The organism is Enterococcus sp. AZ194 (assembly GCF_051713825.1).
In the GTDB taxonomy this organism is placed as follows: Bacteria; Bacillota; Bacilli; order Lactobacillales; family Enterococcaceae; genus Enterococcus_K.
In genome coordinates, this window is record NZ_JBIOQR010000001.1 from 236075 (window position 1) to 258013 (window position 21939).

The following is a 21939-nucleotide window of genomic DNA, read 5'->3' on the forward strand; positions in this document are numbered from 1 at the left end:
TTTTTCTGCTTGCTATTCCAATTTCACTACTGAAGAAAGTAGCCATGAAATTTTAATGACTATCACAACACAACTACTTTCTATTCTATCTAATTGAATTTCTGTGACTCTGTTTAACCATGCTTACAACTTGATTCCCAAACCATAATATTTTTCTATCTCCTCTAAGTGTTTCTCTGCGATTTTGAATTTATTCGCTACAGCTTTTATATTACGATCATCCATTTGATATATACTATCCTGTAATCTTGTGATTAATGAATATAGTAGAATTTTATTAGTAACTTCTGTTTTCTGAGCGTCAGTGCTTATAGATAATCCTAAATCTATATCTGCTTTTACTACAGTAATGATAGGTACCTGTAAACGTTTTGAAATATCAGTTGCTGAAAAATCAGGATTGTATTTTAATGAGTCTTTGATTTTTCTTATAGTCACAGGATATACGGTGCTCTTGGCATGATATAAGTCTCGACGGAACTGTTGTGTACAATCTTTTAAAACGCCTAGGTCTTCTTTTTTTATGATTTTATCGAGTTCCGTAGTTGATAACTCAGTAATTAATAATTTGAATATCATTCCATCTGTTTTGAATTGTGCTTCGTGTATTTCCGCTATTGCTTTTAGTTTGTTTAGAATATTTGTTTTCATAAAATCCTCCTCCATCATTTCTTTGTTAGTTCCGATTGTTATTTTTTTCATTTGTAAATCCTCCTTAATTTTAGTAATCAATGTTTATTGTGATTAGCCTTGCGATAGTTATTCGAATACTATTGTATTTTCAGAGCATAAACAATCATTCCTTTCTAGCAATTCAATTTATTTTGGGCGAACTTTATTACAGGCATATTATCTCGAATAATGATGAAAGTTTGAAATCCTATACTAATGTTAGTATTTGATAGATTTTGATGGGTTAACAGAGATTCTGTAGAATTCATGAGATATGCTACACTTTTTAAGTATTGAGAAATAGCAATTATGGTTCTCGTTAAATGTGAATAGACTTTATCACAGGCATATTATCTCGAATAATGATGAAAGTTTGAAATCCTATACTAATGTTAGTATTTGATAGATTTTGATGGGGTAACAGAGATTATGTAGAATTCGTGAGGTATGCTACACTTTTTAAGTATTGAGAAATAGCAATTATGGTTCTCGTTAAATGTGAATAGACTTTATCACAGGCATATTATCTCGGATAATGATGAAAGTTTGAAATCCTATACTAATGTTAGTATTTGATAGATTTTGATGGGTTAATAGAGATTATGTAGAATTCATGAGATATGCTACAATGTACTAAAATTTAGGAGGTTATTTTATGAAACAAGAAATTTTTATTCAAGAAACAAAAAAATATGCTCTTATGATAGTTTTAGACTATTTTTTGGGTGAAAGTGAAAAGGAGACAAGTGAATCTTTCTTATATGATTCACTGGAAATATTTGATATAAGTGTGTCAATGTTCGATAAATGGAAAAGAGGTGATGCTTTTCCTAATGACAATAGTATGAAAATTCTTGAAAGAGAAATTCCTAACTTTAAGGACAAATACAACAAAGTAGTGGAATTTCTTCGTTCATCAGATGAATGGAAAAAACGCTTGGAAGCAGAGGAAGTTGAGGAATGGAAATCAACTTTTGAAGGAACGTGGATGGAGTCCTTTTCGTCAACAACTGAATTTCAAGAGTATATAGCGCAAAGTAAAAAGGAGCAATCGGATAAACTGATACAGCAGAAAAAGGAAGTACGTGATTTCAATAAAGAAAATATTGAAATTATCAATAAGAACAAAAATAATTATGATTTCCAAAAAAGGGTTAATGAGTATCTGAAATCTAAATAAATTAAAAAAACTCTACTAAGATATATAATTCAAAATCTTTGTAGAGTTTCTTTTATGAAAGTTCTGATTTATAAAAAAAGAGAGGATAACTATTTTCCAAGATTTAATATCTCCGTAAAAAGTCGGATATATTTCTCTTTATCTGGTGATTGTTGAATCAGAGTTAATAAAGTTCGTAATTTATCATCATTTTCTGAATCTGAAAAAGGGAGAAAGAAATCTCCGAGAGAGATTTCGAGAGCAGACAGTAACTTCACTAGCGTCTCCAAAGACACATTTCGCTTATTATTTTCAATTAAATTAATAAACGGTAAGCTTAATTCACACTTTTCAGCTAATTCTTGTTGAGTCATTTTTTTAGCTACTCGTAGTTCTCTGACTTTACTTCCTAAAGTACTCAGGATATCTCTTTCCATTACACCACTCCCTTTACTACTCATTTATACAATTGTAAATAGAATGCTCTATTTTTTATATAAACAGTTGTGTTCTTATTGAATAAATTATTTACTTACAGAAAACTAAGTGCTAAAATAGTTGCTGTAAGTAAAAAGAAGGAGGAAGAAAATGGAGAAAAGAATTGATTACAGAAAGAGCTCAGAGCGTAACAAGAAAAAGAAAAAAATGATTAAAGTAGGCGTGTTATCTGCATTTGGAATGCTTGGCATAACTAGTGCTATCCCAGCTTTCGCAGTTGAATGGACAGCAAACACCCCTGAGAGTATCCAGATTGCACAAGGAGCAACAAGCTACACCATGAAGCAGGGCGATACTTTGTGGGCAATCGGAATGCGAATCAACGTAAACGTTAATACTCTAGCTTCCGTCAATAACATTGACTTGTCTAGTGGTCAGCAATATTCATTGCCAGTTGGAACGGTTATTCATTTCAGTCAATCTGAAATTAAAGCCACTAACTCAAACGGTCAAGCGTTGAATAATGGTGTAAAAGTTAACGATAGTAACAAAATCGTTAAAGACAAGCCAATTGGAACAGACGTATCAAAAGATGTCGCTAATGGAAAAGCTTCAAACAGGGATGTCGTGGGTACTCCCGATAATACTGGCAAGTTACCTAACCCAAATAACAACAGTGGTTCTGAAAAACCTGCCAAACCAGAAGAGAAACCTTCAACTGGTGGCGACAAAGGCAATAACGGTGGTAACAACGGCGGAGGAACTGGAACAGAGAATCCTTCTAAACCAACGAATCCAACAGAGCCAGAAAAACCAAATGAGCCTAATAAACCAACAGAACCTGAAAAACCAGTTGACCCAGAGAAACCAGAAGAACCTTCTAAACCAACTAACAAAGACGTATACGTCACTGTGAACGTTGATGAATCTGGAACAGTTCTTAATTCAACAAAAGGCTACGACTTCATTTCAGAGTCAACTGCTAAAAAAGTTGAAACACTGGACAATGGGAACACAGTCACAACTTATACAACTACCAAAGTGTGGCGTCTAGCAGAAAAACCGTCAACACCAACTAACGAAGACAAATACGTAACCGTAAATGTTGATACAAACGGTGCAATCCTTTCAAGCACAGAGGGGTACTCATTCGTTTCTGAGTCAACTCAAAAATCTGTACAAACTTTAGAAAACGGTAATACAATCACTACGTATACCACAACTAAAGTTTGGAAGAAGAATGCACCAACTGAAGTAGTTCCTGTAAACCCATCAGATGTAGGAAACAGCGGTATTCTGACTCCATCTTTAAGTGATGCAGGAGCACAAGCAGAAGCTATGCACAACGACCCAAATTCTCCATTCTATTGGGCGAACGGGTATGGTTACAAATCACAACAAGTACTAATGTCAGACGGTAGCAAATGGTATACAATTGTTTTTTACGAAAGTGATGATTGGAACTAATCAACATCTCAATAAAATTAACACCCTTCACTAGGTAAAGACCTCTGTTTCCTTACCTAGTGATTCTAGCAAGAGCTTATACTAAAGACATTTCTTGTCAGTACAAACAAGTATGCAGTGTAAAGTATAACTAGAGTCACTCGGTAGGGAAACAGAGTTCTACTAGTAAAATGATAAATAAAAGAGACAGGCGCTTAAATGGGATACTCCTCACTTAAGTGCTTTTTATAAAAATATACAAAAAAAAGATAATAGTAGTGTATGCCTTGTATTTTTAAAACATAAAAAATGTAGGAAAGATATTCTTTGATTGAGTATTGGTAGATGTATAAAAAAAGGAACAAAGTAATTAAATTAGGTACTTAAGTTCATAAAAGAAATAGAAAGATGAAATGAATATACTAGATTGATGAGAAGTATATGATTTGTTTTGATTGGCTGTAAAAACAGTCTTTTTTTATACCAAATTTTTTAGCTTATTTATGTGATTTTGGCGACACTAGATATCAAAAAAAATCCTACTAAGCAAAAGCCTAATAGGATTTCTTAGTACCAATTTTGGTACCACTAGAGCTCATTTTAACTGTTTTTAACTCATTCTAAAACAACTAAAATGCTGTTATACCAACGTTTTGGGGTTAAGTCATCTAATACTTTTATTCCCACTCCACCGTAGCGGGCGGTTTACTCGTAATGTCGTACACGATTCGATTGACATGTGCAACTTCGTTTACGATGCGCACAGAGATTTTTTGTAGGACGTCCCAAGGGATTCGTGCAAAGTCTGCTGTCATGCCGTCGATTGAAGTGACCGCGCGGATGCCGATAGTGTAGTCATACGTACGACCGTCGCCCATTACGCCGACTGAACGGATGCCTGGTAAGACAGTGAAGTATTGCCAGATGTCGCGGTCAAGGCCAGCTGCTGCGATTTCTTCTCTTAAAATTAAATCAGAATCGCGGACGATCTCTAATTTTTCTTCAGTGATTTCGCCTAAGACACGGATACCTAATCCAGGTCCTGGGAAGGGTTGGCGCCAAACGATTGAGTCTGGCATACCTAATTGTGTACCTAATTCACGCACTTCATCTTTGAATAACGTGTTTAAAGGTTCAATCAATTGGAACTGCATATCTTCAGGAAGTCCGCCAACGTTATGGTGAGACTTGATTGTTTGAGCAGTTTCCGTGCCACTTTCGATGACATCAGTATAAAGGGTTCCTTGTGCAAGGAAATCAATGCCGTCAAGTTTGGTTGCTTCATCATCGAAGACATACACGAATTCGTTGCCGATGATTTTACGTTTTTGTTCTGGATCAGAAATGCCTTTAAGTTTGTTTAAGAAGCGGTCTTTGGCATCCACTTTGATGATGTTTAAGCCAAATTTTCCACCTAAGCTTTCCATAACTTGTTCTGCTTCACCTTTACGTAATAAACCGTGGTCAACGAAGATACAAGTTAATTGATCGCCGATTGCTTTTTGTAAAAGCACCCCAACGACACTTGAGTCAACTCCGCCAGAAAGGCCAAGAAGGACTTTTTTATCGCCGACTTTTTCACGAACCTTGGCAATTTCCATATCGATGAAATTATCCATTGTCCAGTTTCCAGTACAACCGCAAACGTCCATTGCAAAATGACGTAGTAAGTCATTTCCGTATTCTGAATGACGAACTTCTGGGTGGAACTGCACGCCATAAAACTTGCGTTTGCTATCTTGAATAGAAGCGATGGGGCAATCTTTACTTGTTGCCACGACTTCAAACCCAGCAGGAGCTTCTGTAACTAAGTCACCATGACTCATCCAAACGGTTTGTTTGTTCGGCGTATCTTGGAATAAGGCTGCAGAAGAGCTAGTGACTTCTAGTTCTGCTTTTCCGTATTCACGGTTTTTCGCTGATTCCACTTTTCCGTCTAAGCTATAAGTAATTAATTGCATACCATAACAGATACCTAGAACAGGAATTCCTAGCTCTAGAATCTCAGGGTCGATACGAAAAGCATTTTCATCATAAACACTGTTTGGGCCACCAGATAAAATAATTCCTTTTGGCGCCATTTTTTTGACCTCAGCAGCAGTAATTCGGTGGCTTAATAATTCTGAAAAGACTCCGAATTCACGTATGCGGCGTGTAATTAATTGATTGTACTGACTACCGTAATCTAGCACGATAATCTTTTCAACATTTGTCATGTCGGCAACGTTCGTCACATTTATTACCCCTATTCATTTAAATTTATCTCAAAGGAAGGTTGCCCTTCGCTCTAAAATGCAAAAGTTTCTGTATTTCTATAGTCATCATACCAAGATTCTTGTGCTACGTCAGTAATTGTCTAAAAATTAATACTTCCGTAGAAAGATTTCATCGATAATATGATGATCAGTTTTATGAAGAATTATATCTGCTCGTCCTCGAGTCGGCAAGATATATTCTTCTAAATTCTTCAAATTCACAGATTTCCATACATCTTTAGCCATAGTGAACGCATCTTCTCGGTTTCCAATCGCATACTGATAATAGTAATTATTGGGGTCACGAAAGGCCGTGTCTAATAACGCACCGAAGCGATCTAGATACCATTTTTCAATTAGTGAAGAGTCCGCATCTACATAGACTGAGAAATCAAAAAAATCACTAACATAGATTTGTTGATTCGCAGGTAGCTGCAGGGTGTTGATGCCTTCCACAATCAAAATATCTGGTTGGACAATCGTCTCAAACTCGCCTTCAATAATGTCATAAACGTTATGAGAATAAAGTGGTGCTTGAATTTCTTCTTGGCCAGATTTGACTTGATTAAGAAACTCAATCAGTTTTTCCATATCGTAGCTTTCAGGAAATCCTTTGCGATCCATAATCCCACGTTCTTCTAAGACTTTATTGGGATAAAGAAACCCATCTGTTGTAATCAGCTGAACATTTCTTCGTTTAAAGGTTCGAGAAAGAATGATTTGTAGTAAGCGCGCCGTGGTACTTTTGCCGACAGCGACACTTCCGGCAATTCCGATAATAAAAGGTGGCACAGGGACATATTCATGGAGAAACAGTCCTTTACTCACAGTTAAAGATTCAAATTCTTTCATGTATAAATGGATTAAATGCGTCAATGGCACATAAATATCTTGGACATCTTGCATTGAAATCTGGTCGTTAAAGCTCTTAATACTATCTAGTTCTTCTTGCGTTAAAGGCGCTGCACCATTTCGATAAAACTCCTGCCATTCCTTTCGCGCAATCTGATAGTAGTTCATTTTTCCGTCCATGTTATCCTCCCTTACCAACACTTAAATTATTTTACCATAAAAATGTTCATTTCAACCAATTTTACTAAGGGTTTTTCATGGAGAATACGATTCTTTTTAAAATGAGTTTTATTAAGGACTTTTTTAAATAAAAACGGGTCGACTCCACGAAAAAATAAGAAGAAAAGTTGCCTGCTAATCAAAATAAAGGTAGACTAAATGAGAGAAGAAATGTGAGGGTGGAGACAATGACAAATCACTATTATACAGAACAACCAGACGTAGCTCATAACATAGAAAAATGGTCGTTTGAGTTAAAAGGCAAACAATTTCAATTTATGACCGATAGTGGCGTTTTTTCACGAGATACAGTGGATTACGGCTCACGAGTATTAATTGATGCGTTCACCTGGGATGAATTGCCAAAGGGGACCATTCTAGATGTTGGCTGTGGGTATGGTCCGATTGGCTTATCTCTAAGCTATGCTAGTGAATTCCCCGTTGAAATGATTGATGTCAATCAACGCGCAGTTGGTTTGGCTACAGGGAATGCTACTCAAAATGGGCTGCAGCAAATTGATGTTCATCAATCAAACATCTATGAAACGTTACACCAAAAAGAGTATGCAGCAATTGTCAGTAATCCACCGATTCGAGCAGGCAAAAAAGTTGTTCATGAGATTTTAACAGGCGCACATCCGCTACTTAAGGTTGGCGGTACGTTGACGGTTGTTATTCAAAAGAAACAAGGGGCACCTAGTGCAGAGAAAAAAATGCTCGAAACGTTTGGGAATGTTGAGATTGTGACAAAGGATAAAGGTTATTATGTTTTGAAGAGTATAAAAGAAGTCTAGGAAAAGGGTAAAATTTATAGAAATAAAATCGATTGATCTAAGAAGCTTAGAGTCAATTATTGACTTGTAACAGTTGAATAATTTTTGGAGGACGGAAGTATTTAGCTTCGAGAGCCAGGTAGGGTGTGGTGCAACAGCAACTCATCCTTTGTTATGTTTTACAGCAATCAACATTTTCAACTCTAGCATGTGACCTGCGTAAAAGTTGTTGAGAGCGGAATACTGTGGAGATGGAGTCTCTTCTGCACCCGCTATTTATTAAGTCACTAATAAAGATGTTAGAGTGAAAAAACGGAATAAGTTCACTGAGCACAGAGAAGTCTCTTGTCTATTTGAGGAGTCTCTGTATTTTTTTATTGGAGACACCATCTATGCTAGTGGGGATTTACCTAGGGAATACAGGGCGTGATAACTGCAGTTTGTATTTGAGTGGTATTTTTTTGGGGGGGAATTTGGTACACTGTAGGCGAGCCGTAGAAAAGAGGGTGGAAAAATGAAACTGACAATTAAAGAAATTGCTGAATTAGCAGGTGTTTCGATAACAACCGTCTCACAAATTTTAAATAACAAGGGCAGTCGTTTTAGCGAACAAACGCGTGCTCGCGTACTTGAAGTGGTGGAGGAACATCAATATAAACCCGATTATTTTGCTTCGAATTTAATTAATCGTCATTCGAAAACAATTGGCATGATTGTGCCAGATGTGACAGATTTTTTCTTTTCAAAGATTATCGAAGGAGTAGAAAATTACATAAACGCGTTAGGTTATGTCATCATTTTGTGTAATTCACGTCATAGCCAAGAAAAAGAAAATCAGTATTTGGAGGAGCTTAGCCATCGTTCTGTAGATGGAATTATGTTAGCAACACCTCATATTTTATCCAAAGAGCATTCTTTAGAAAGTGGCTTTTACAAAAATCGACCGATAATGTTAATAGATAGAGGATTGAATCGACGTGACAGTGGTCGGCTACTAGTTAAAGAGTATGAAGGGGTCTATCAAGCAGTCAATCAGTTAATTAAAGCGGGGCATAAACAAATTGGCATGTTAAAAGAGACAACGGGATATTATCAATTGGAAGAACGGTTTAATGGCTATCGTCAAGCGCTGAAAGACCATCAGCTTCCCTTCTCTGGAAAATTTGTAGCATCAGGAGATTTAACAGTTTCAGGGGGATATGAAGCGGCGAAGAATTTATTGCGCAAAAATAAAGAGTTGACAGCTATTTTTTGTGGAAACGATGCGATGGCTATTGGCTGTTATCAAGCGATTTATGAGTCAGGGCGGAAAATTCCTGAGGATATCTCAGTTATTGGTTTCGATGGACTGAAGCTTTCTGAGTATATTTATCCGCCATTGACAACGATTCTTCAGCCGAGTTTTGAGATTGGTTATTATGCAGCTAAATTTTTGATTGATGCAATCGAATACCCAGATAAAAAAATCCCGAATAAAACCTTTGAAACAAAATTAATTATTCGTGAGAGTGTGAAGGGATTGACAAGTGAAACCAGATGAGATATAGTGCGTTTGTAAACGCTAACTATATCTTATTCATTTTAGGTAAACTGTTTTACTAAAGTGTTTTACCTAAGAGCTGATTCATGTATAATTAAAAAAGTGGAATTTGGAGGTAATTCAAAGTGAGAATGGTTGATTTGATAGAGAAAAAAAGAAATGGCCAAGCTTTAACGAAAGAAGAAATTCAGTTTATTATCGGTAAATACACAAACGATGAGATTCCGGATTATCAGATGAGTGCGTTACTGATGGCTATTTTTTATGAAGATATGACCGATGAAGAAATTACCAATTTAACTTTAGCGATGGCAAACTCTGGTGAAATGATTGATTTATCTTCAATTGAAGGGATCAAAGTGGATAAACATTCGACAGGTGGCGTTGGCGATACGACGACGTTGATTTTAGCACCCTTGGTAGCGAGTGTCGGGGCGCCTGTTGCGAAAATGTCTGGCCGTGGCTTAGGTTACACAGGGGGAACGCTTGATAAGCTTGAAGCGATTCCTGGGTTTAAAGTGGAAATTTCAGATGAAAAATTTATTGAAATTGTTAATAAAAGTCAGGTAGCGGTGATTGGTCAGTCAGGTGATTTGGCTCCCGCTGATAAAAAACTTTACGCTTTACGCGATGTGACAGCAACGGTGGACTCGATTCCTTTAATCGCAAGCTCGATTATGAGCAAAAAAATTGCGGCTGGGGCAAATGCCATTGTTTTGGATGTGACCACAGGAGATGGCGCCTTTATGAAGAGTCTTGAGGATGCGAAACGTTTGGCACATACCATGGTTCGTATTGGCGACTTAGCGAATCGTCAGACGATGGCAGTTATTTCAGATATGTCCCAGCCTTTAGGTGAGGCTATCGGAAATAGTTTAGAGGTCGTGGAAGCGATTGAAACATTAAAAGGTAAAGGGCCGGATGACTTAGTTGAAATGTGCTACGTATTGGGGAGTCAAATGGTGGTTCTTGCAAAAAAAGCCGAGACGCTAGAGGAAGCACGTACCCAATTAAAAGAAGCCTTAACTTCTGGTAAAGCGTTAGAAAAATTCCGGGAGATGATTATTAATCAAGGCGGTGACGCAGAGGTAATTGATCATCCAGAAAAGATTTTGACAGCAAAATACGCGGTTGAGCTGCCAGCGACAACATCAGGTGTAGTGACAAAATTAGTTGCAAACGAGATTGGTATTGCGGCGATGATGTTAGGCGCTGGTCGTCAAACAAAAGAAGAAGCTATCGATCATGCGGTGGGCTTGAAGCTGCATAAGAAGATGGGGGAATCAGTTAATAAAGGAGAATCATTAGTAACTATTTATAGTAATACAGAAGACGTTGAAGCGGTAAAAGAATTGCTTTATAAAAATATCAAAATAGGAGTATCAGCCAAAGAACCTAAGCTGATACATGCTATAATTACAGAATAAGGAGTTGGTAAAATTGGAATTAAACCAAATGATTGACCACACAATTTTAAAAGCAGATGCAAAAGAGGCAGACGTATTACGAATTATAGAAGAGGCAAAACAACACCATTTTTGGTCAGTGTGTGTGAATCCAACATGGGTCTCTTTAGCTAGTAAAGAGTTAGCTGATTCAAAAGTGGCGGTTTGTACAGTAATTGGTTTTCCTTTAGGGGCAAATACGTCAGCTGTGAAAGCCTTTGAAACAAAGGATGCCATTAAAAATGGGGCAAATGAAGTTGATATGGTGATTAATATTGGCGCGTTGAAGTCTAAGCAATATGCAAACGTTCAAGCAGACATTCAAGCAGTCGTGGATGCAGCTAAAGACCAAGCTTTAGTTAAAGTGATTATTGAAATTTCTTTGTTAACGGAAGAAGAAATCGTTAAAGCGTGCGAGTTATCTAAAGCAGCAGGCGCTGATTTTGTTAAAACATCGACAGGCTTTTCAACAGGGGGAGCAACCGTCGACGCAGTAAAAATCATGCGTTCGACAGTCGGACCGGATATGGGTGTTAAAGCTTCGGGTGGCATTCATAATGCAGAAGAGGCGATGGCAATGATTGAAGCAGGCGCTACTCGTATTGGCACAAGCGCAGGAGTTTCAATTGTTTCTGGAACGACTGGAGTAGGCTACTAGAAGGGGGGAGAAACGGATGAGGCAAGAATGGAAGGATTGTGCAATTGACGCCTTAGACAAAGCTTATGTTCCGTATTCTCATTTTCCTGTTGGTGCTTGTCTGGTCACAAAAAGTGGCAAGATGTATCAAGGAATTAACATTGAAAATGCCTCGTTTGGTCTAACTAACTGCGCAGAACGAACAGCTTTTTTTAAGGCTGTTTCAGAAGGGGAAAAAGAATTCATTCATTTGGTTGTTGCCGGTCATACGCCAGAACCTATTTCACCTTGTGGTGCGTGTCGACAAGTGATGGCTGAGTTTTGTGATCCAGAGATGCCAGTGACTTTGTTAGGCGATAATCAAGTAGAGAAACAAATGACCGTAAAAGAGTTACTGCCATATTCCTTTACGGAAAAAGATTTATAACCTTGTTCAATTCAGTCATTGACTGTTGAAAAAACTCATACTATATAGGGGGCTTTACAGAAATGAAAAAAGCGAAATTATTTGGTCTAGGTGCAGTGGCATTGACAGCAGCACTTGTGTTAGGTGCATGTGGAAAAGGTGGAACAGACTCAACTGATTCAAGTGGTGGAAGTGCTTCTGGCAAAACAGACAGTGAGCACAGTGTGGTATTAGTGACTGATGTTGGTGGGACAGATGACCGTTCATTTAATCAATCAGCTTGGGAAGGACTTCAAGCTTGGGGGAAAGAACATGGCTTATCTAAAGGAATAGATGGGTTTGACTATATCCAATCAGATGACGCTTCTCAGTATACGCCAAACGTTGATTCAGCAGTATCTCAAGGCTTTAAAACTGTTTTTGGAATAGGCTATTTACTAAAAGATTCTATTGCAGCGGGTGCTGCAGCAAATCCAGAGGTGAATTTTGGTTTGATTGATGAAGTCATCGAAAACCAACCAAACGTTGTTTCTGCAACCTTTAAAGACCATGAAGCAGCTTATCTAGCAGGAGTAGCTGCAGCGTATACGACTAAAACAAATAAACTTGGTTTTATAGGCGGAGAAGAAGGTACCGTTATTGACCGTTTCCAAGCGGGGTTTGAAAAAGGTGTAGCAGATGCAGCCAAAGAATTGAAGAAAGATATTAAAGTCGACGTTAAATATGCTGCTTCTTTTGGTGATTCAGCCAAAGGGAAAGCACTAGCCGCAGCAATGTATCAAGATGGCGTAGATATTATCTATCATGCATCAGGTGGCACAGGAAATGGTGTATTCCAGGAAGCAAAAGCATTAAATGAAGCTGGCGATAAAGATAAAGTGTGGGTTATTGGTGTAGATAGTGACCAACAAGATCAAGGAAAGTATACAAATAAAAAAGAAGGTAAAGATGACAACTTTACATTAACTTCTACCCTTAAAGGTGTGGGGGCAGCAGTTCAAGATATTTCTAACCGTGCACTAGAAGGAAAATTCCCTGGCGGTGAACATTTAGTTTACGGGCTAAAAGACGGTGGGGTTGATCTCACTGACGGTTTCCTTTCAGATGAAGCCAAAGCAGCAGTCAAAACAGCAAAAGAAAAAATCATTGCAGGTGATATAGAAATACCAGAAGCGCCAGCTAAGAAATAAACGAATTTCATAGCCTTGTTGAACAAGTTGTTTGGCAAGGCTTTTCAATCAATAAAAAATGAGTAGACTAGCTTTTAGGAAAGTGGAGCTATAAATTCTGTTTTCCTAAGAGTCTAATCACGTTTAATTTTGTATAACTATCGGTAGACCTTTAGAATCGTACTAATTTATCGCTTATTGCACTGTATTAAAATTGTTAGGATGTGAAAAACGTGGATCAAGAAAATTTTGTTATTGAAATGCAAGATATTACAAAGGAATTTGGAACATTTAAGGCAAATGACCAGATTAATTTGCAAGTGAAACGCGGTGAGATTCATGCTTTGTTAGGAGAAAATGGTGCAGGGAAATCAACGTTAATGAATATTTTATCTGGCTTATTGCAACCAACCTCTGGAAATATCTATATGAATGGCAGTCAAGTGGCTATTACAAGTCCAACTGCGGCCAACCGTTTGGGCATCGGTATGGTACACCAACATTTTATGTTAGTTGATGCGTTCACTGTAACAGAGAATATTATTTTAGGGAATGAGCCGAATCATTTTGGACTTTTAGAACGAAGAAAAGCAGTTAAAGAGATTGAGCAGCTTTCTGAAAAGTACGGTCTTTCAGTGAAACCTAATGCGTATATTCGGGATATATCAGTGGGAATGCAACAACGTGTAGAGATTTTAAAAACACTTTATCGTGGGGCTGATATTTTAATTTTTGATGAACCGACTGCCGTTTTAACGCCTCAAGAAATCGATGAATTGATGGATATTATGCAAGGATTGGTCAAAGAAGGAAAATCGATTATCTTAATTACGCATAAGCTAGATGAAATCAAAAAAGTGGCTGATCGTTGTACGATTATTCGACGAGGAAAGAGTATTGATACAGTGAACGTAAACGAGGTCTCTTCACAACAATTAGCAGATATGATGGTCGGTCGAGCTGTTTCTTTCAAAACAAAGAAGAAACCAGCTGAACCCAAAGAAGTTGTTTTATCTATTGAAAATTTAGTTGTAAAAGAAAGCCGGGGATTAGAGGCTGTCAAAAATCTAAGCCTAGAGGTTCGTGCAGGTGAGGTTTTGGGAATTGCTGGGATTGACGGGAATGGTCAAACTGAACTGGTGCAAGCAATAACTGGCTTGAAAAAAGTTGAATCAGGTCAGGTCTTACTAAATGGAGAGGATGTTACGAATCGGTCAGCTCGTAAGATTACGGAGGCGGGTGTTGGGCACGTCCCTGAGGATCGACATAAATATGGCTTGGTTTTAGATATGACGCTTGCTGAAAATATTGCCCTACAAACCTACTACAAAGAGCCTATTAGTAAGCACGGGATTTTAAATTATCAAGAGATGAATCAGTTTGCGCGTGAATTAATTGAAGAATTTGATGTGCGCACGACGAATGAGTTGGTTCCTGCTCGTGCTCTTTCAGGAGGGAATCAACAAAAAGCGATTATTGCACGAGAAATTCATCGAGATCCAGATTTATTAATCGTTTCTCAACCAACACGCGGATTGGATGTCGGAGCAATTGAGTACATTCATAAACGATTAATTGAACAGCGAAATAAAAATAAAGCGGTATTAGTAGTTAGCTTTGAATTGGATGAAATCTTAAATGTTTCTGATCGAATTGCTGTATTACATGGCGGGAAAATTGTGGGGATAGTGGATCCTGCACAAACTTCTGAAAATGAATTGGGCTTGATGATGGCGGGTTACTCGCTAGAAGAGGCCCGTGAAGAGTTAAAAAAGGTGGAAGTAGGTGACGTTCGTTGAGTAGTCAAACAGGAAAGCTTCGAAATATACTGGTCCCCGTGTTATCGGTTGTAATGGGGTTTGTGTTGGGGGCTATTATCATGTTAATCTTCGGTTATGAACCGATTACAGGCTATCAAGCGATGTTTCAGACGGCTTTTAGAAATTCTAAGAGTATTGGTGAAATTTTTGTTATGGCAGCTCCTCTAATTTTTACTGCATTGGGCTTTTCTGTAGCCAATTCAGCTGGATTTTTCAATATTGGATTATCGGGGCAAGCGCTCTGTGGCTGGGTTGTTAGTATTTGGGTAGCATTATCTATGCCAGATGCCTCCAAATGGGTGGTCTTACCGGTTGCAGTTATTGCAGGAGCCGTAGCTGGTGCGATAGCAGCGGCGATTCCCGGTGTTTTACGAGCTTTTTTTGGAACAAGTGAAGTAATTGTTACCATTATGCTCAACTATGTTTTATTGTATGCTAGCACACATATTGTGAATAATGTGATGAGTCCATCTATCATGAACAACAAAGGCGTAACTAAGCCAATCGGGGTTAATGGTTCGCTTCGAGTGGAGTGGTTAACAAAGTTAAGTGATGGTTCTCGTTTGAGTACTGGGATCTTTTTAGCACTGATTTTCTTAGTTCTTGTCTGGTTTTTAATGAAAAGAACAGCGTTAGGGTATGAAATTCGTTCAGTGGGCTTGAATCCATTTGCCTCTGAATATGCGGGAATGAGTAGCAAACGAACGATTATTACTTCTATGATTATTTCAGGAGGATTAGCAGGACTTGGCGGCGTGGTTCAAGGACTAGGAACATTCCAATATTTCTTTGTTCAAGGGACTTCTTTAAGTATTGGCTTTGATGGGATGGCGGTTTCTCTACTTGGCGCAGGTAGCTCAGTTGGGATTTTATTATCAGCTATTTTGTTCAGTATTTTAAAGCTTGGTGGTCAAGGGATGCAGTTTGTCGGAATTCCACCAGAATTAGTTGATGTAGTCATTGCCTCTATTATCTTTTTTGTAGGAATTAGTTATTTAATTCGGTTTATTTTGGCGAAAACTTCTGGCAATAAAAAAGAAGTTTCGGTCGTCGAAAAAATTGAAAGTAAACCAAGTGACAATGATCAAGAAGGAGGGGTTCTCTAATGGATATTTCATTAATCGCATCTATTGTGACGCAAACATTAGTGTATGCTACCCCTTTGATTCTGACTGCCTTGGGTGGTGTATTTTCAGAACGAAGTGGGATTGTTAATGTGGGGCTTGAAGGGATAATGGTGATGGGCGCTTTTAGTGCAATTACTTTTAATCTAACTTTTGCAACTAGTCTGGGGGAATGGACACCTTGGATAGCCATTCTTGTTGGCGGTTTTGTAGGGATGCTTTTTTCTCTTCTACATGCAGTGGCGACTGTTAATCTTCGTGCAGACCATATTATTAGTGGAACGGTAATCAATTTGATGGCTCCTTCTCTAGCTGTTTTTTTAGTTAAAGTAATCTATAAAAAAGGGCAAACAGATAATATAGACAAAATATTTGGTTATTTTAGTTTCCCTGTGCTACAAGACATCCCAGTAATTGGGCCAATTTTCTTTAAAAATACGACATTACCAGCTTACTTTGCTATTCTAATTGCGATATTGGCTTGGTTTATCATTTATAAAACAAGGTTTGGGTTACGGTTGCGAGCAGTTGGAGAAAACCCACAGGCTGCTGATACTTTGGGGATTAACGTGTATGTGATGCGGTACTCTGGCGTATTATTATCAGGGTTTTTAGGAGGAATGGGTGGAGCGATTTTTGCTCAATCTATTTCTGGACGTTTTGCCGTAACTACTATTGCTGGTCAAGGATTTATTGCGATGGCAGCGATGATTTTTGGTAAATGGAATCCGTTAGGTGCAATGGGTGCAGCAATATTCTTCGGATTTGCCCAAAACATTAGTATCGTTGGAGCTAATCTGCCAGTTATCTCTTCTATTCCAGAAGTTTATTTACAGGCTGCACCTTATGTATTAACTATCTTAGTATTGGTTATTTTTCTAGGGAAAGCATCTGGACCAAAAGCCAACGGAAAGAGTTATATAAAATCTAAATAAAATTCATTTGAAAAAAGGGTGGGGCTAAGGGACATATGTCTTTGTTGCGCCCTTTTTGATATGGTAAGGTAAAGGTGTAGAAATATATAAAGAAAGAAGGAATCGGCATGTTTAAACGTGTACATTTGATTGTGATGGATTCAGTAGGAATTGGAGAAGCTCCCGATGCAGATAAGTTTGGAGATGTAGGCTCAGATACACTGGGACATATTGCGGAACAGGCAGGGCTTAACATTCCTCATTTAGAAAACTTAGGTTTGGGTACGATTCGTCCGTTAAAAGGGGTTGCTTCTATCGCAGACCACAAAGGCTATGCAACGAAGCTAGAGGAAGTATCTGTTGGTAAGGATACGATGACAGGACATTGGGAAATCATGGGTTTGAATATCAAAAAACCATTTCGCGTGTTTCCAGAAGGTTTTCCAGACGAGCTTTTGAAAAAAATCTCGGACTTTTCAGGAAGAGGAATTGTCTGTAACAAGCCGTATAGTGGAACAGCAGTAATTGATGATTTTGGCGAACACCAAATGAAAACAGGCGATTTGATTGTCTATACTTCAGCAGATCCAGTGTTACAAATTGCTGCGCATGAAGAAGTGATTCCCTTAGATGAACTGTATCGTATTTGCCAATATGTGCGAGATATTACCAAAGATGAGCCTTATATGATTGGGCGTATTATTGCTCGTCCGTATGTTGGTGAGCCAGGGAACTTCACTCGAACAAGCAACCGTCATGACTATGCGCTTGATCCCTTTGGAAAAACTGTTTTGGATTCTCTAAAGGATGCTGGAAAAGACGTAATTGCTGTTGGGAAAATCAACGACATTTTTAATGGGCAAGGGATGACCGATTTTGTTCGGACAAAGAGTAATATGGACGGCGTGGATCAATTATTGACGGTCATGAAAAACGATTTTACAGGCTTAAGTTTCACGAATCTAGTTGATTTTGATGCACTGTTTGGTCATCGACGCGATGTTGTTGGTTATGGAAAAGCAATTGAAGAGTTTGATGCGCGAATTCCAGAAATCCTAGAGGCGATGGCAGAGGACGATTTGTTGTTGATTACAGCAGATCACGGGAACGATCCAACCTTCCCAGGAACTGACCATACACGTGAATATGTCCCATTACTTGCGTACAGTAAGAAAATGGCGGGCCAAGGTTCCTTAAGTCAAGGATATTATGCAGATATCTCTGCAACGATTGCGGAAAACTTTGAAGTGGCTGCGACAGAAAATGGAACCAGCTTCTTAAAACTTTTAAAATAGGAGGACAAAATGAAAACGTTAAGTGAAAAACTACAAGAGACGACTCAGTTTTTAAAAGAAAAAGGAATTGGTGATGTAGAGTTTGGGCTGATTTTGGGCTCAGGGTTAGGCGAGTTAGCTGATGAAATTGAAGAAGCAGTAGCGATTGCTTACGAGGAAATTCCTAATTTTCCTGTCTCGACAGTTACTGGACATGCAGGGAAACTTGTTTATGGAACCCTATCTGGAAGAAAGGTTTTGGCTTTGCAAGGAAGATTCCATTATTATGAAGGGTATGCAATGACAACGGTGACGTATCCTGTCCGTGTGATGGCGGCACTTAGCGCTCATTCTGTGGTGGTAACCAATGCTTGTGGTGGGGTCAATGAAACCTTTAAACCAGGAGATTTGATGCTGATTACTGATCATATCAACTTTATGGGAACCAACCCACTTATTGGGGCAAATGAAGAGGACTTGGGCCCACGTTTCCCAGATATGAGTCAAGCATACACAGGAGATTATCGTAAAAAAGTAGCAGAAGTTGCTCAAACGCGCGGGATTGATTTGAAGGAAGGCGTCTATATGGGCTTCTCAGGTCCGACTTATGAGACACCGGCTGAAATCCATATGGCACGGATATTAGGTGCGGATGCAGTGGGTATGTCAACGGTTCCTGAAGTGATAGTAGCGGTTCATAATGGCTTGAAGGTCTTAGGAATCTCTTGTATTACTAATTTGGCAGCTGGAATGCAGGCCAATCTAAATCATACAGAAGTTGTTGAAACGACTGAGCGAGTAAAAGCTGAGTTTAAAGAGCTAATCAAAGAAACGTTAGCAGTTTTATAAAAAAGGATTCGATAATAGAAAGGGGCTTTTTATGAGCGTTCATATTGAAGCGAAACAAGGAGAAATTGCTGATAAAATTTTATTACCGGGCGATCCGTTACGAGCAAAATATATTGCTGAAACATTTTTGGAGGATGCCGTTTGTTACAATGAAGTTCGTGGGATGTTAGGTTATACAGGAACGTATAAAGGCGAACGTGTTTCTGTTCAAGGAACGGGAATGGGCATGCCTTCTGCAACGATTTATGCGCATGAGTTAATTAACGAGTATGGCGTTAAAAAACTGATTCGTGTGGGAACCTGCGGCGCGTTAGCAAAGGATATCCATGTGCGTGATTTGATTATTGCGCAAGGTGCCGCCACTAGCTCATCGATGATTGAAAAGAATTTCCAAGCGTTTCATTTTCCACCGATTGGCGACTTTAAGTTGTTGTTAAAAGCTTACGAAGTGGCCAAAGAAAAAGGCTTCACCACGCATGTTGGGAATGTTTTGTCTGAAGATTCCTTCTATAAGGATGATCTAACAGAAACAATGCAATTAGCCGACTTAGGTGTGATGGGCGTTGAAATGGAAGCTGCCGCACTCTATTATTTGGGCGCCAAATTCAACGTTCAAACGTTAGCGATTATGACAGTCAGCGATCATATCATTACAGGTGAAGAAACGACGGCAGAAGAAAGACAAACGACTTTTGCTGATATGGTTCACGTAGGATTGGAAACAGCTATTAGCTAAGTGCAAGTGGTCGTTTATTTTTTGAAAGCTATGTCGAATGATAAATGAAAGAGTTAGGAAAGAATCTTTTTCCGGCTCTTTTATTTTTTCTATGTGCTAGAATAGAAGAAACAAGTTTTGAGAGGAGAATCATTGTGGAAAATTTTCAATTTCATGTCTCAACAGATATTCGTTTTGGAAAAAATCGTTTAGGGGAGCTTCCAGAAGTTATCCGTACATATGGTCAACGTGTGTTGCTTGTCTATGGCGGAGGAAGTATCAAAAAAAATGGCTTATATGATGAGGTGACTACACGTTTGAAGGAGGCTTCTTGTACGATTTTTGAATTAGCTGGTGTCGAGCCTAATCCGCGTGTTGAAACGGTTCAGCGAGGTATTGACCTTTGTAAAGAACAGCATGTAGAAGTTATTTTGGCGGTTGGTGGCGGTTCAACGATTGACTGTTCAAAGGCTGTTGCAGCAGGTTACTATTCAGAAAAAAAAGCCTGGGATTTAGTTTTAGAACGTAGAAGCTTTAACGGAAAAGCTCTGCCAATCGTAACGATTTTAACATTGGCGGCAACAGGTAGCGAGATGAATGTTGGTGCGGTCATTTCTAATATGAGTACCAATCAAAAACTAGGAATGGGTGGCCCTTCAACCTTACCAAAAGTTTCTTTCTTAGATCCACAAAACACGTTTACTGTACCTAAAATTCAAACGGCAGCAGGTTCTGCAGATATCTTAAGTCATTTGTTTGAAAGTTATTTTAATTTAACGCCTGGAACGGATGTACAAGATGGTGTTTCTGAAGGCTTGATGAAATCGGTCATTAAAAACTGTCCGATTGCATTAAATACACCGGATGATTACGATGCGCGTGCAAATCTGATGTGGGCGAGTAGCTTAGCACTAAATGGATTAACTGGCAGTGGCAAAACAGGCGTCTGGTCTTGTCATGCAATGGAACATGAGTTAAGTGCTTTTTACGATATTACCCATGGGATTGGTTTGGCTATTATCACGCCACGTTGGATGGAACATGTTCTAAATGAAGAAACGACACCGAAATTTGCCCGTTTCGCAAAAGAGGTTTGGGGGATTACAGAAGCGGTTCCTGAATTAGCTGCGCGTCTGGCGATTCAAAAGACTTATGATTTCTTCAAATCATGTGGCATTCCAATGACTTTACCAGAAGTTGGTATTAACGATGAATCAAAATTTGCAGAAATGGCCAAACAAGCAGTTGGTCAAAGTACAATCGCAACGCAAGCCTTTGTCCCATTAAAAGAAGACGATGTTGTCGCTATTTACAAAGCAAGTATGACAGAATCGAGTTATATCTAAGGGCTACTTGGATTTGACACAAATAAATGGCGCTTGTACCAATCATCAACTGGATGAGTGGTACAAGCGCCATTTTTAAAGAGGTTGGGACAGGAGCGTTTACCGTCTTTGTCTCAACCTCTACTCGAACCTATCTTATAGGTAGTATTTTTTCGCTACAGTTAAGTCATCGTTTAATTCATAAACAAGTGGTTGACCTGTAGGGATTTCAAGATCCATGATGTCTTCATCAGAGATTCCTTCGATGTGTTTAGCTAATGCGCGTAAAGAGTTACCATGTGCAGCAACTAAAACAGTTTTGTTATCTAATAATGCAGGGGCAATTTCATCTTGCCAGAACGGTAACGCACGTTCTAAAGTTACTTTTAAGTTTTCGCCACCAGGTACGTCACGTTTATCTAACATAGAATAACGACGATCGCTAGCTGCAGAACCTTCATCCGTTGCTTCCATTAATGGAGGTAACGTGTCATAAGAACGGCGCCAAATGTGAACTTGTTCGTCCCCATATTTTTCAGCCGTTTCTTTTTTGTTTAATCCTTGTAATTTACCATAATGACGTTCATTTAGGCGCCAAGATTTTACTTGAGGTACCCATAATTGGTCAGAATATTCTAAGATGAAGTTACAAGTTTTGATTGCGCGAGTCAATACAGATGTATAAGCGATATCAAATTCGATTCCTGCTTCTTTAATTTTGCGTCCGCCTTCTTTGGCTTCTTCAATTCCTTCTGGTGCTAAATCAACATCAGCCCAACCAGTAAATTGGTTTAATGCATTCCATTCACTAAGACCGTGACGAGAGAAAACTAATTTTGGCATGTATAGCGCTCCTTTTACAATATAGTTTCTGAAATTTTCAATTCCTTCTTTATTGTACAATGTT

20 protein-coding genes are annotated in these 21939 nt (G+C 38.6%); 15 read left to right on the top strand and 5 right to left on the bottom strand.

Annotated elements, in window-relative coordinates; all coding sequences use genetic code 11:
* Positions 1-123: 123 nt before the first annotated feature.
* Positions 124-702, bottom strand: coding sequence for a hypothetical protein (locus IGI37_RS01350; protein WP_438759614.1), 579 nt, complete (start codon positions 700-702; stop codon positions 124-126).
* A 625-nt stretch (positions 703-1327) separates the two neighbouring features.
* Here IGI37_RS01350 and IGI37_RS01355 point away from each other — a divergent pair.
* Complete coding sequence (locus IGI37_RS01355) at positions 1328-1852, top strand: hypothetical protein (RefSeq protein ID WP_438759615.1); 525 nt, start codon at positions 1328-1330, stop codon at positions 1850-1852.
* A gap of 89 nt (positions 1853-1941) precedes the next feature.
* Here the strand turns inward: IGI37_RS01355 and IGI37_RS01360 are convergent, their stop codons facing one another.
* On the bottom strand, positions 1942-2268 hold the full coding sequence (locus IGI37_RS01360; protein ID WP_438759616.1) for a helix-turn-helix domain-containing protein: 327 nt from the start codon (positions 2266-2268) through the stop codon (positions 1942-1944).
* A 151-nt stretch (positions 2269-2419) separates the two neighbouring features.
* Here IGI37_RS01360 and IGI37_RS01365 point away from each other — a divergent pair, with 151 nt between their 5' ends.
* On the top strand, positions 2420-3736 hold the full coding sequence (locus IGI37_RS01365) for a LysM peptidoglycan-binding domain-containing protein (RefSeq protein ID WP_438759618.1): 1317 nt from the start codon (positions 2420-2422) through the stop codon (positions 3734-3736).
* Between the two features lie 656 nt (positions 3737-4392).
* Here IGI37_RS01365 and guaA read toward each other — a convergent pair.
* On the bottom strand, positions 4393-5949 hold the full coding sequence (guaA, locus tag IGI37_RS01370; protein ID WP_438759619.1) for a glutamine-hydrolyzing GMP synthase: 1557 nt from the start codon (positions 5947-5949) through the stop codon (positions 4393-4395).
* Positions 5950-6078: 129 nt separating this feature from the next.
* The gene (gene coaA / locus IGI37_RS01375; protein WP_438759620.1) at positions 6079-7002 is read right to left on the bottom strand and encodes a type I pantothenate kinase; all 924 of its coding nucleotides are present in this window, start codon (positions 7000-7002) and stop codon (positions 6079-6081) included.
* A gap of 227 nt (positions 7003-7229) precedes the next feature.
* Here coaA and IGI37_RS01380 point away from each other — a divergent pair, with 227 nt between their 5' ends.
* The 13 genes from IGI37_RS01380 to IGI37_RS01440 all read left to right on the top strand — a co-directional run bounded on the left by IGI37_RS01380 (position 7230) and on the right by IGI37_RS01440 (position 21053).
* On the top strand, positions 7230-7835 hold the full coding sequence (locus IGI37_RS01380; protein WP_438759622.1) for a class I SAM-dependent methyltransferase: 606 nt from the start codon (positions 7230-7232) through the stop codon (positions 7833-7835).
* Between the two features lie 493 nt (positions 7836-8328).
* Positions 8329-9354 (top strand): LacI family DNA-binding transcriptional regulator, encoded by a 1026-nt coding sequence (locus IGI37_RS01385; protein WP_438759623.1) that lies wholly within the window; start codon positions 8329-8331, stop codon positions 9352-9354.
* A 125-nt stretch (positions 9355-9479) separates the two neighbouring features.
* A complete protein-coding gene (locus IGI37_RS01390) occupies positions 9480-10781 on the top strand; it encodes a pyrimidine-nucleoside phosphorylase (protein ID WP_438759624.1) in 1302 nt (433 codons plus the stop codon).
* A gap of 13 nt (positions 10782-10794) precedes the next feature.
* On the top strand, positions 10795-11457 hold the full coding sequence (gene deoC / locus IGI37_RS01395) for a deoxyribose-phosphate aldolase (RefSeq protein WP_438759625.1): 663 nt from the start codon (positions 10795-10797) through the stop codon (positions 11455-11457).
* A 16-nt stretch (positions 11458-11473) separates the two neighbouring features.
* Positions 11474-11863: a cytidine deaminase gene (locus tag IGI37_RS01400; protein ID WP_438759626.1), complete on the top strand. Its 390-nt coding sequence runs from the start codon at positions 11474-11476 to the stop codon at positions 11861-11863.
* Positions 11864-11925: 62 nt separating this feature from the next.
* Positions 11926-13032 carry a BMP family lipoprotein gene (locus tag IGI37_RS01405; RefSeq protein WP_438759627.1) on the top strand — a complete coding sequence of 369 codons (1107 nt, stop codon included), beginning with the start codon at positions 11926-11928 and terminating at the stop codon, positions 13030-13032.
* A gap of 212 nt (positions 13033-13244) precedes the next feature.
* Complete coding sequence (locus tag IGI37_RS01410; protein ID WP_438759628.1) at positions 13245-14810, top strand: ABC transporter ATP-binding protein; 1566 nt, start codon at positions 13245-13247, stop codon at positions 14808-14810.
* A 53-nt stretch (positions 14811-14863) separates the two neighbouring features.
* Positions 14864-15937, top strand: a complete 1074-nt coding sequence (locus tag IGI37_RS01415) for an ABC transporter permease (RefSeq protein ID WP_438763560.1) — start codon at positions 14864-14866, stop codon at positions 15935-15937.
* The gene (locus tag IGI37_RS01420; protein ID WP_438759629.1) at positions 15937-16890 is read left to right on the top strand and encodes an ABC transporter permease; all 954 of its coding nucleotides are present in this window, start codon (positions 15937-15939) and stop codon (positions 16888-16890) included. Before IGI37_RS01415 ends, IGI37_RS01420 begins: the two co-directional genes overlap by 1 nt.
* Positions 16891-16997: 107 nt before the next feature.
* A complete protein-coding gene (deoB, locus tag IGI37_RS01425) occupies positions 16998-18164 on the top strand; it encodes a phosphopentomutase (protein ID WP_438759630.1) in 1167 nt (388 codons plus the stop codon).
* 9 nt (positions 18165-18173) lie between these two features.
* Positions 18174-18992, top strand: coding sequence for a purine-nucleoside phosphorylase (locus IGI37_RS01430; protein ID WP_438759631.1), 819 nt, complete (start codon positions 18174-18176; stop codon positions 18990-18992).
* 31 nt (positions 18993-19023) lie between these two features.
* Positions 19024-19728 (top strand): purine-nucleoside phosphorylase, encoded by a 705-nt coding sequence (deoD, locus tag IGI37_RS01435; RefSeq protein WP_438759632.1) that lies wholly within the window; start codon positions 19024-19026, stop codon positions 19726-19728.
* A 134-nt stretch (positions 19729-19862) separates the two neighbouring features.
* Complete coding sequence (locus IGI37_RS01440; RefSeq protein ID WP_438759633.1) at positions 19863-21053, top strand: iron-containing alcohol dehydrogenase; 1191 nt, start codon at positions 19863-19865, stop codon at positions 21051-21053.
* A 135-nt stretch (positions 21054-21188) separates the two neighbouring features.
* On the opposite strand, the gene gpmA is transcribed toward IGI37_RS01440, so the two are convergent.
* Positions 21189-21875: a 2,3-diphosphoglycerate-dependent phosphoglycerate mutase gene (gpmA, locus tag IGI37_RS01445; RefSeq protein WP_438759634.1), complete on the bottom strand. Its 687-nt coding sequence runs from the start codon at positions 21873-21875 to the stop codon at positions 21189-21191.
* Positions 21876-21939 lie beyond the last annotated feature (64 nt).

Bases quoted from the DNA above. Each gene is read 5' to 3' on its own strand.
- IGI37_RS01350 (WP_438759614.1), bottom strand. From the start codon at position 702: ATGAAAAAAATAACAATCGGAACTAACAAAGAAATGATGGAGGAGGAT.
- IGI37_RS01355 (WP_438759615.1), top strand. From the start codon at position 1,328: ATGAAACAAGAAATTTTTATTCAAGAAACAAAAAAATATGCTCTTATG.
- IGI37_RS01360 (WP_438759616.1), bottom strand. From the start codon at position 2,268: ATGGAAAGAGATATCCTGAGTACTTTAGGAAGTAAAGTCAGAGAACTA.
- IGI37_RS01365 (WP_438759618.1), top strand. From the start codon at position 2,420: ATGGAGAAAAGAATTGATTACAGAAAGAGCTCAGAGCGTAACAAGAAA.
- coaA (WP_438759620.1), bottom strand. From the start codon at position 7,002: ATGGACGGAAAAATGAACTACTATCAGATTGCGCGAAAGGAATGGCAG.
- IGI37_RS01380 (WP_438759622.1), top strand. From the start codon at position 7,230: ATGACAAATCACTATTATACAGAACAACCAGACGTAGCTCATAACATA.
- IGI37_RS01385 (WP_438759623.1), top strand. From the start codon at position 8,329: ATGAAACTGACAATTAAAGAAATTGCTGAATTAGCAGGTGTTTCGATA.
- IGI37_RS01400 (WP_438759626.1), top strand. From the start codon at position 11,474: ATGAGGCAAGAATGGAAGGATTGTGCAATTGACGCCTTAGACAAAGCT.
- IGI37_RS01405 (WP_438759627.1), top strand. From the start codon at position 11,926: ATGAAAAAAGCGAAATTATTTGGTCTAGGTGCAGTGGCATTGACAGCA.
- IGI37_RS01415 (WP_438763560.1), top strand. From the start codon at position 14,864: ATGGGGTTTGTGTTGGGGGCTATTATCATGTTAATCTTCGGTTATGAA.
- IGI37_RS01420 (WP_438759629.1), top strand. From the start codon at position 15,937: ATGGATATTTCATTAATCGCATCTATTGTGACGCAAACATTAGTGTAT.
- deoB (WP_438759630.1), top strand. From the start codon at position 16,998: ATGTTTAAACGTGTACATTTGATTGTGATGGATTCAGTAGGAATTGGA.
- IGI37_RS01430 (WP_438759631.1), top strand. From the start codon at position 18,174: ATGAAAACGTTAAGTGAAAAACTACAAGAGACGACTCAGTTTTTAAAA.
- deoD (WP_438759632.1), top strand. From the start codon at position 19,024: ATGAGCGTTCATATTGAAGCGAAACAAGGAGAAATTGCTGATAAAATT.
- gpmA (WP_438759634.1), bottom strand. From the start codon at position 21,875: ATGCCAAAATTAGTTTTCTCTCGTCACGGTCTTAGTGAATGGAATGCA.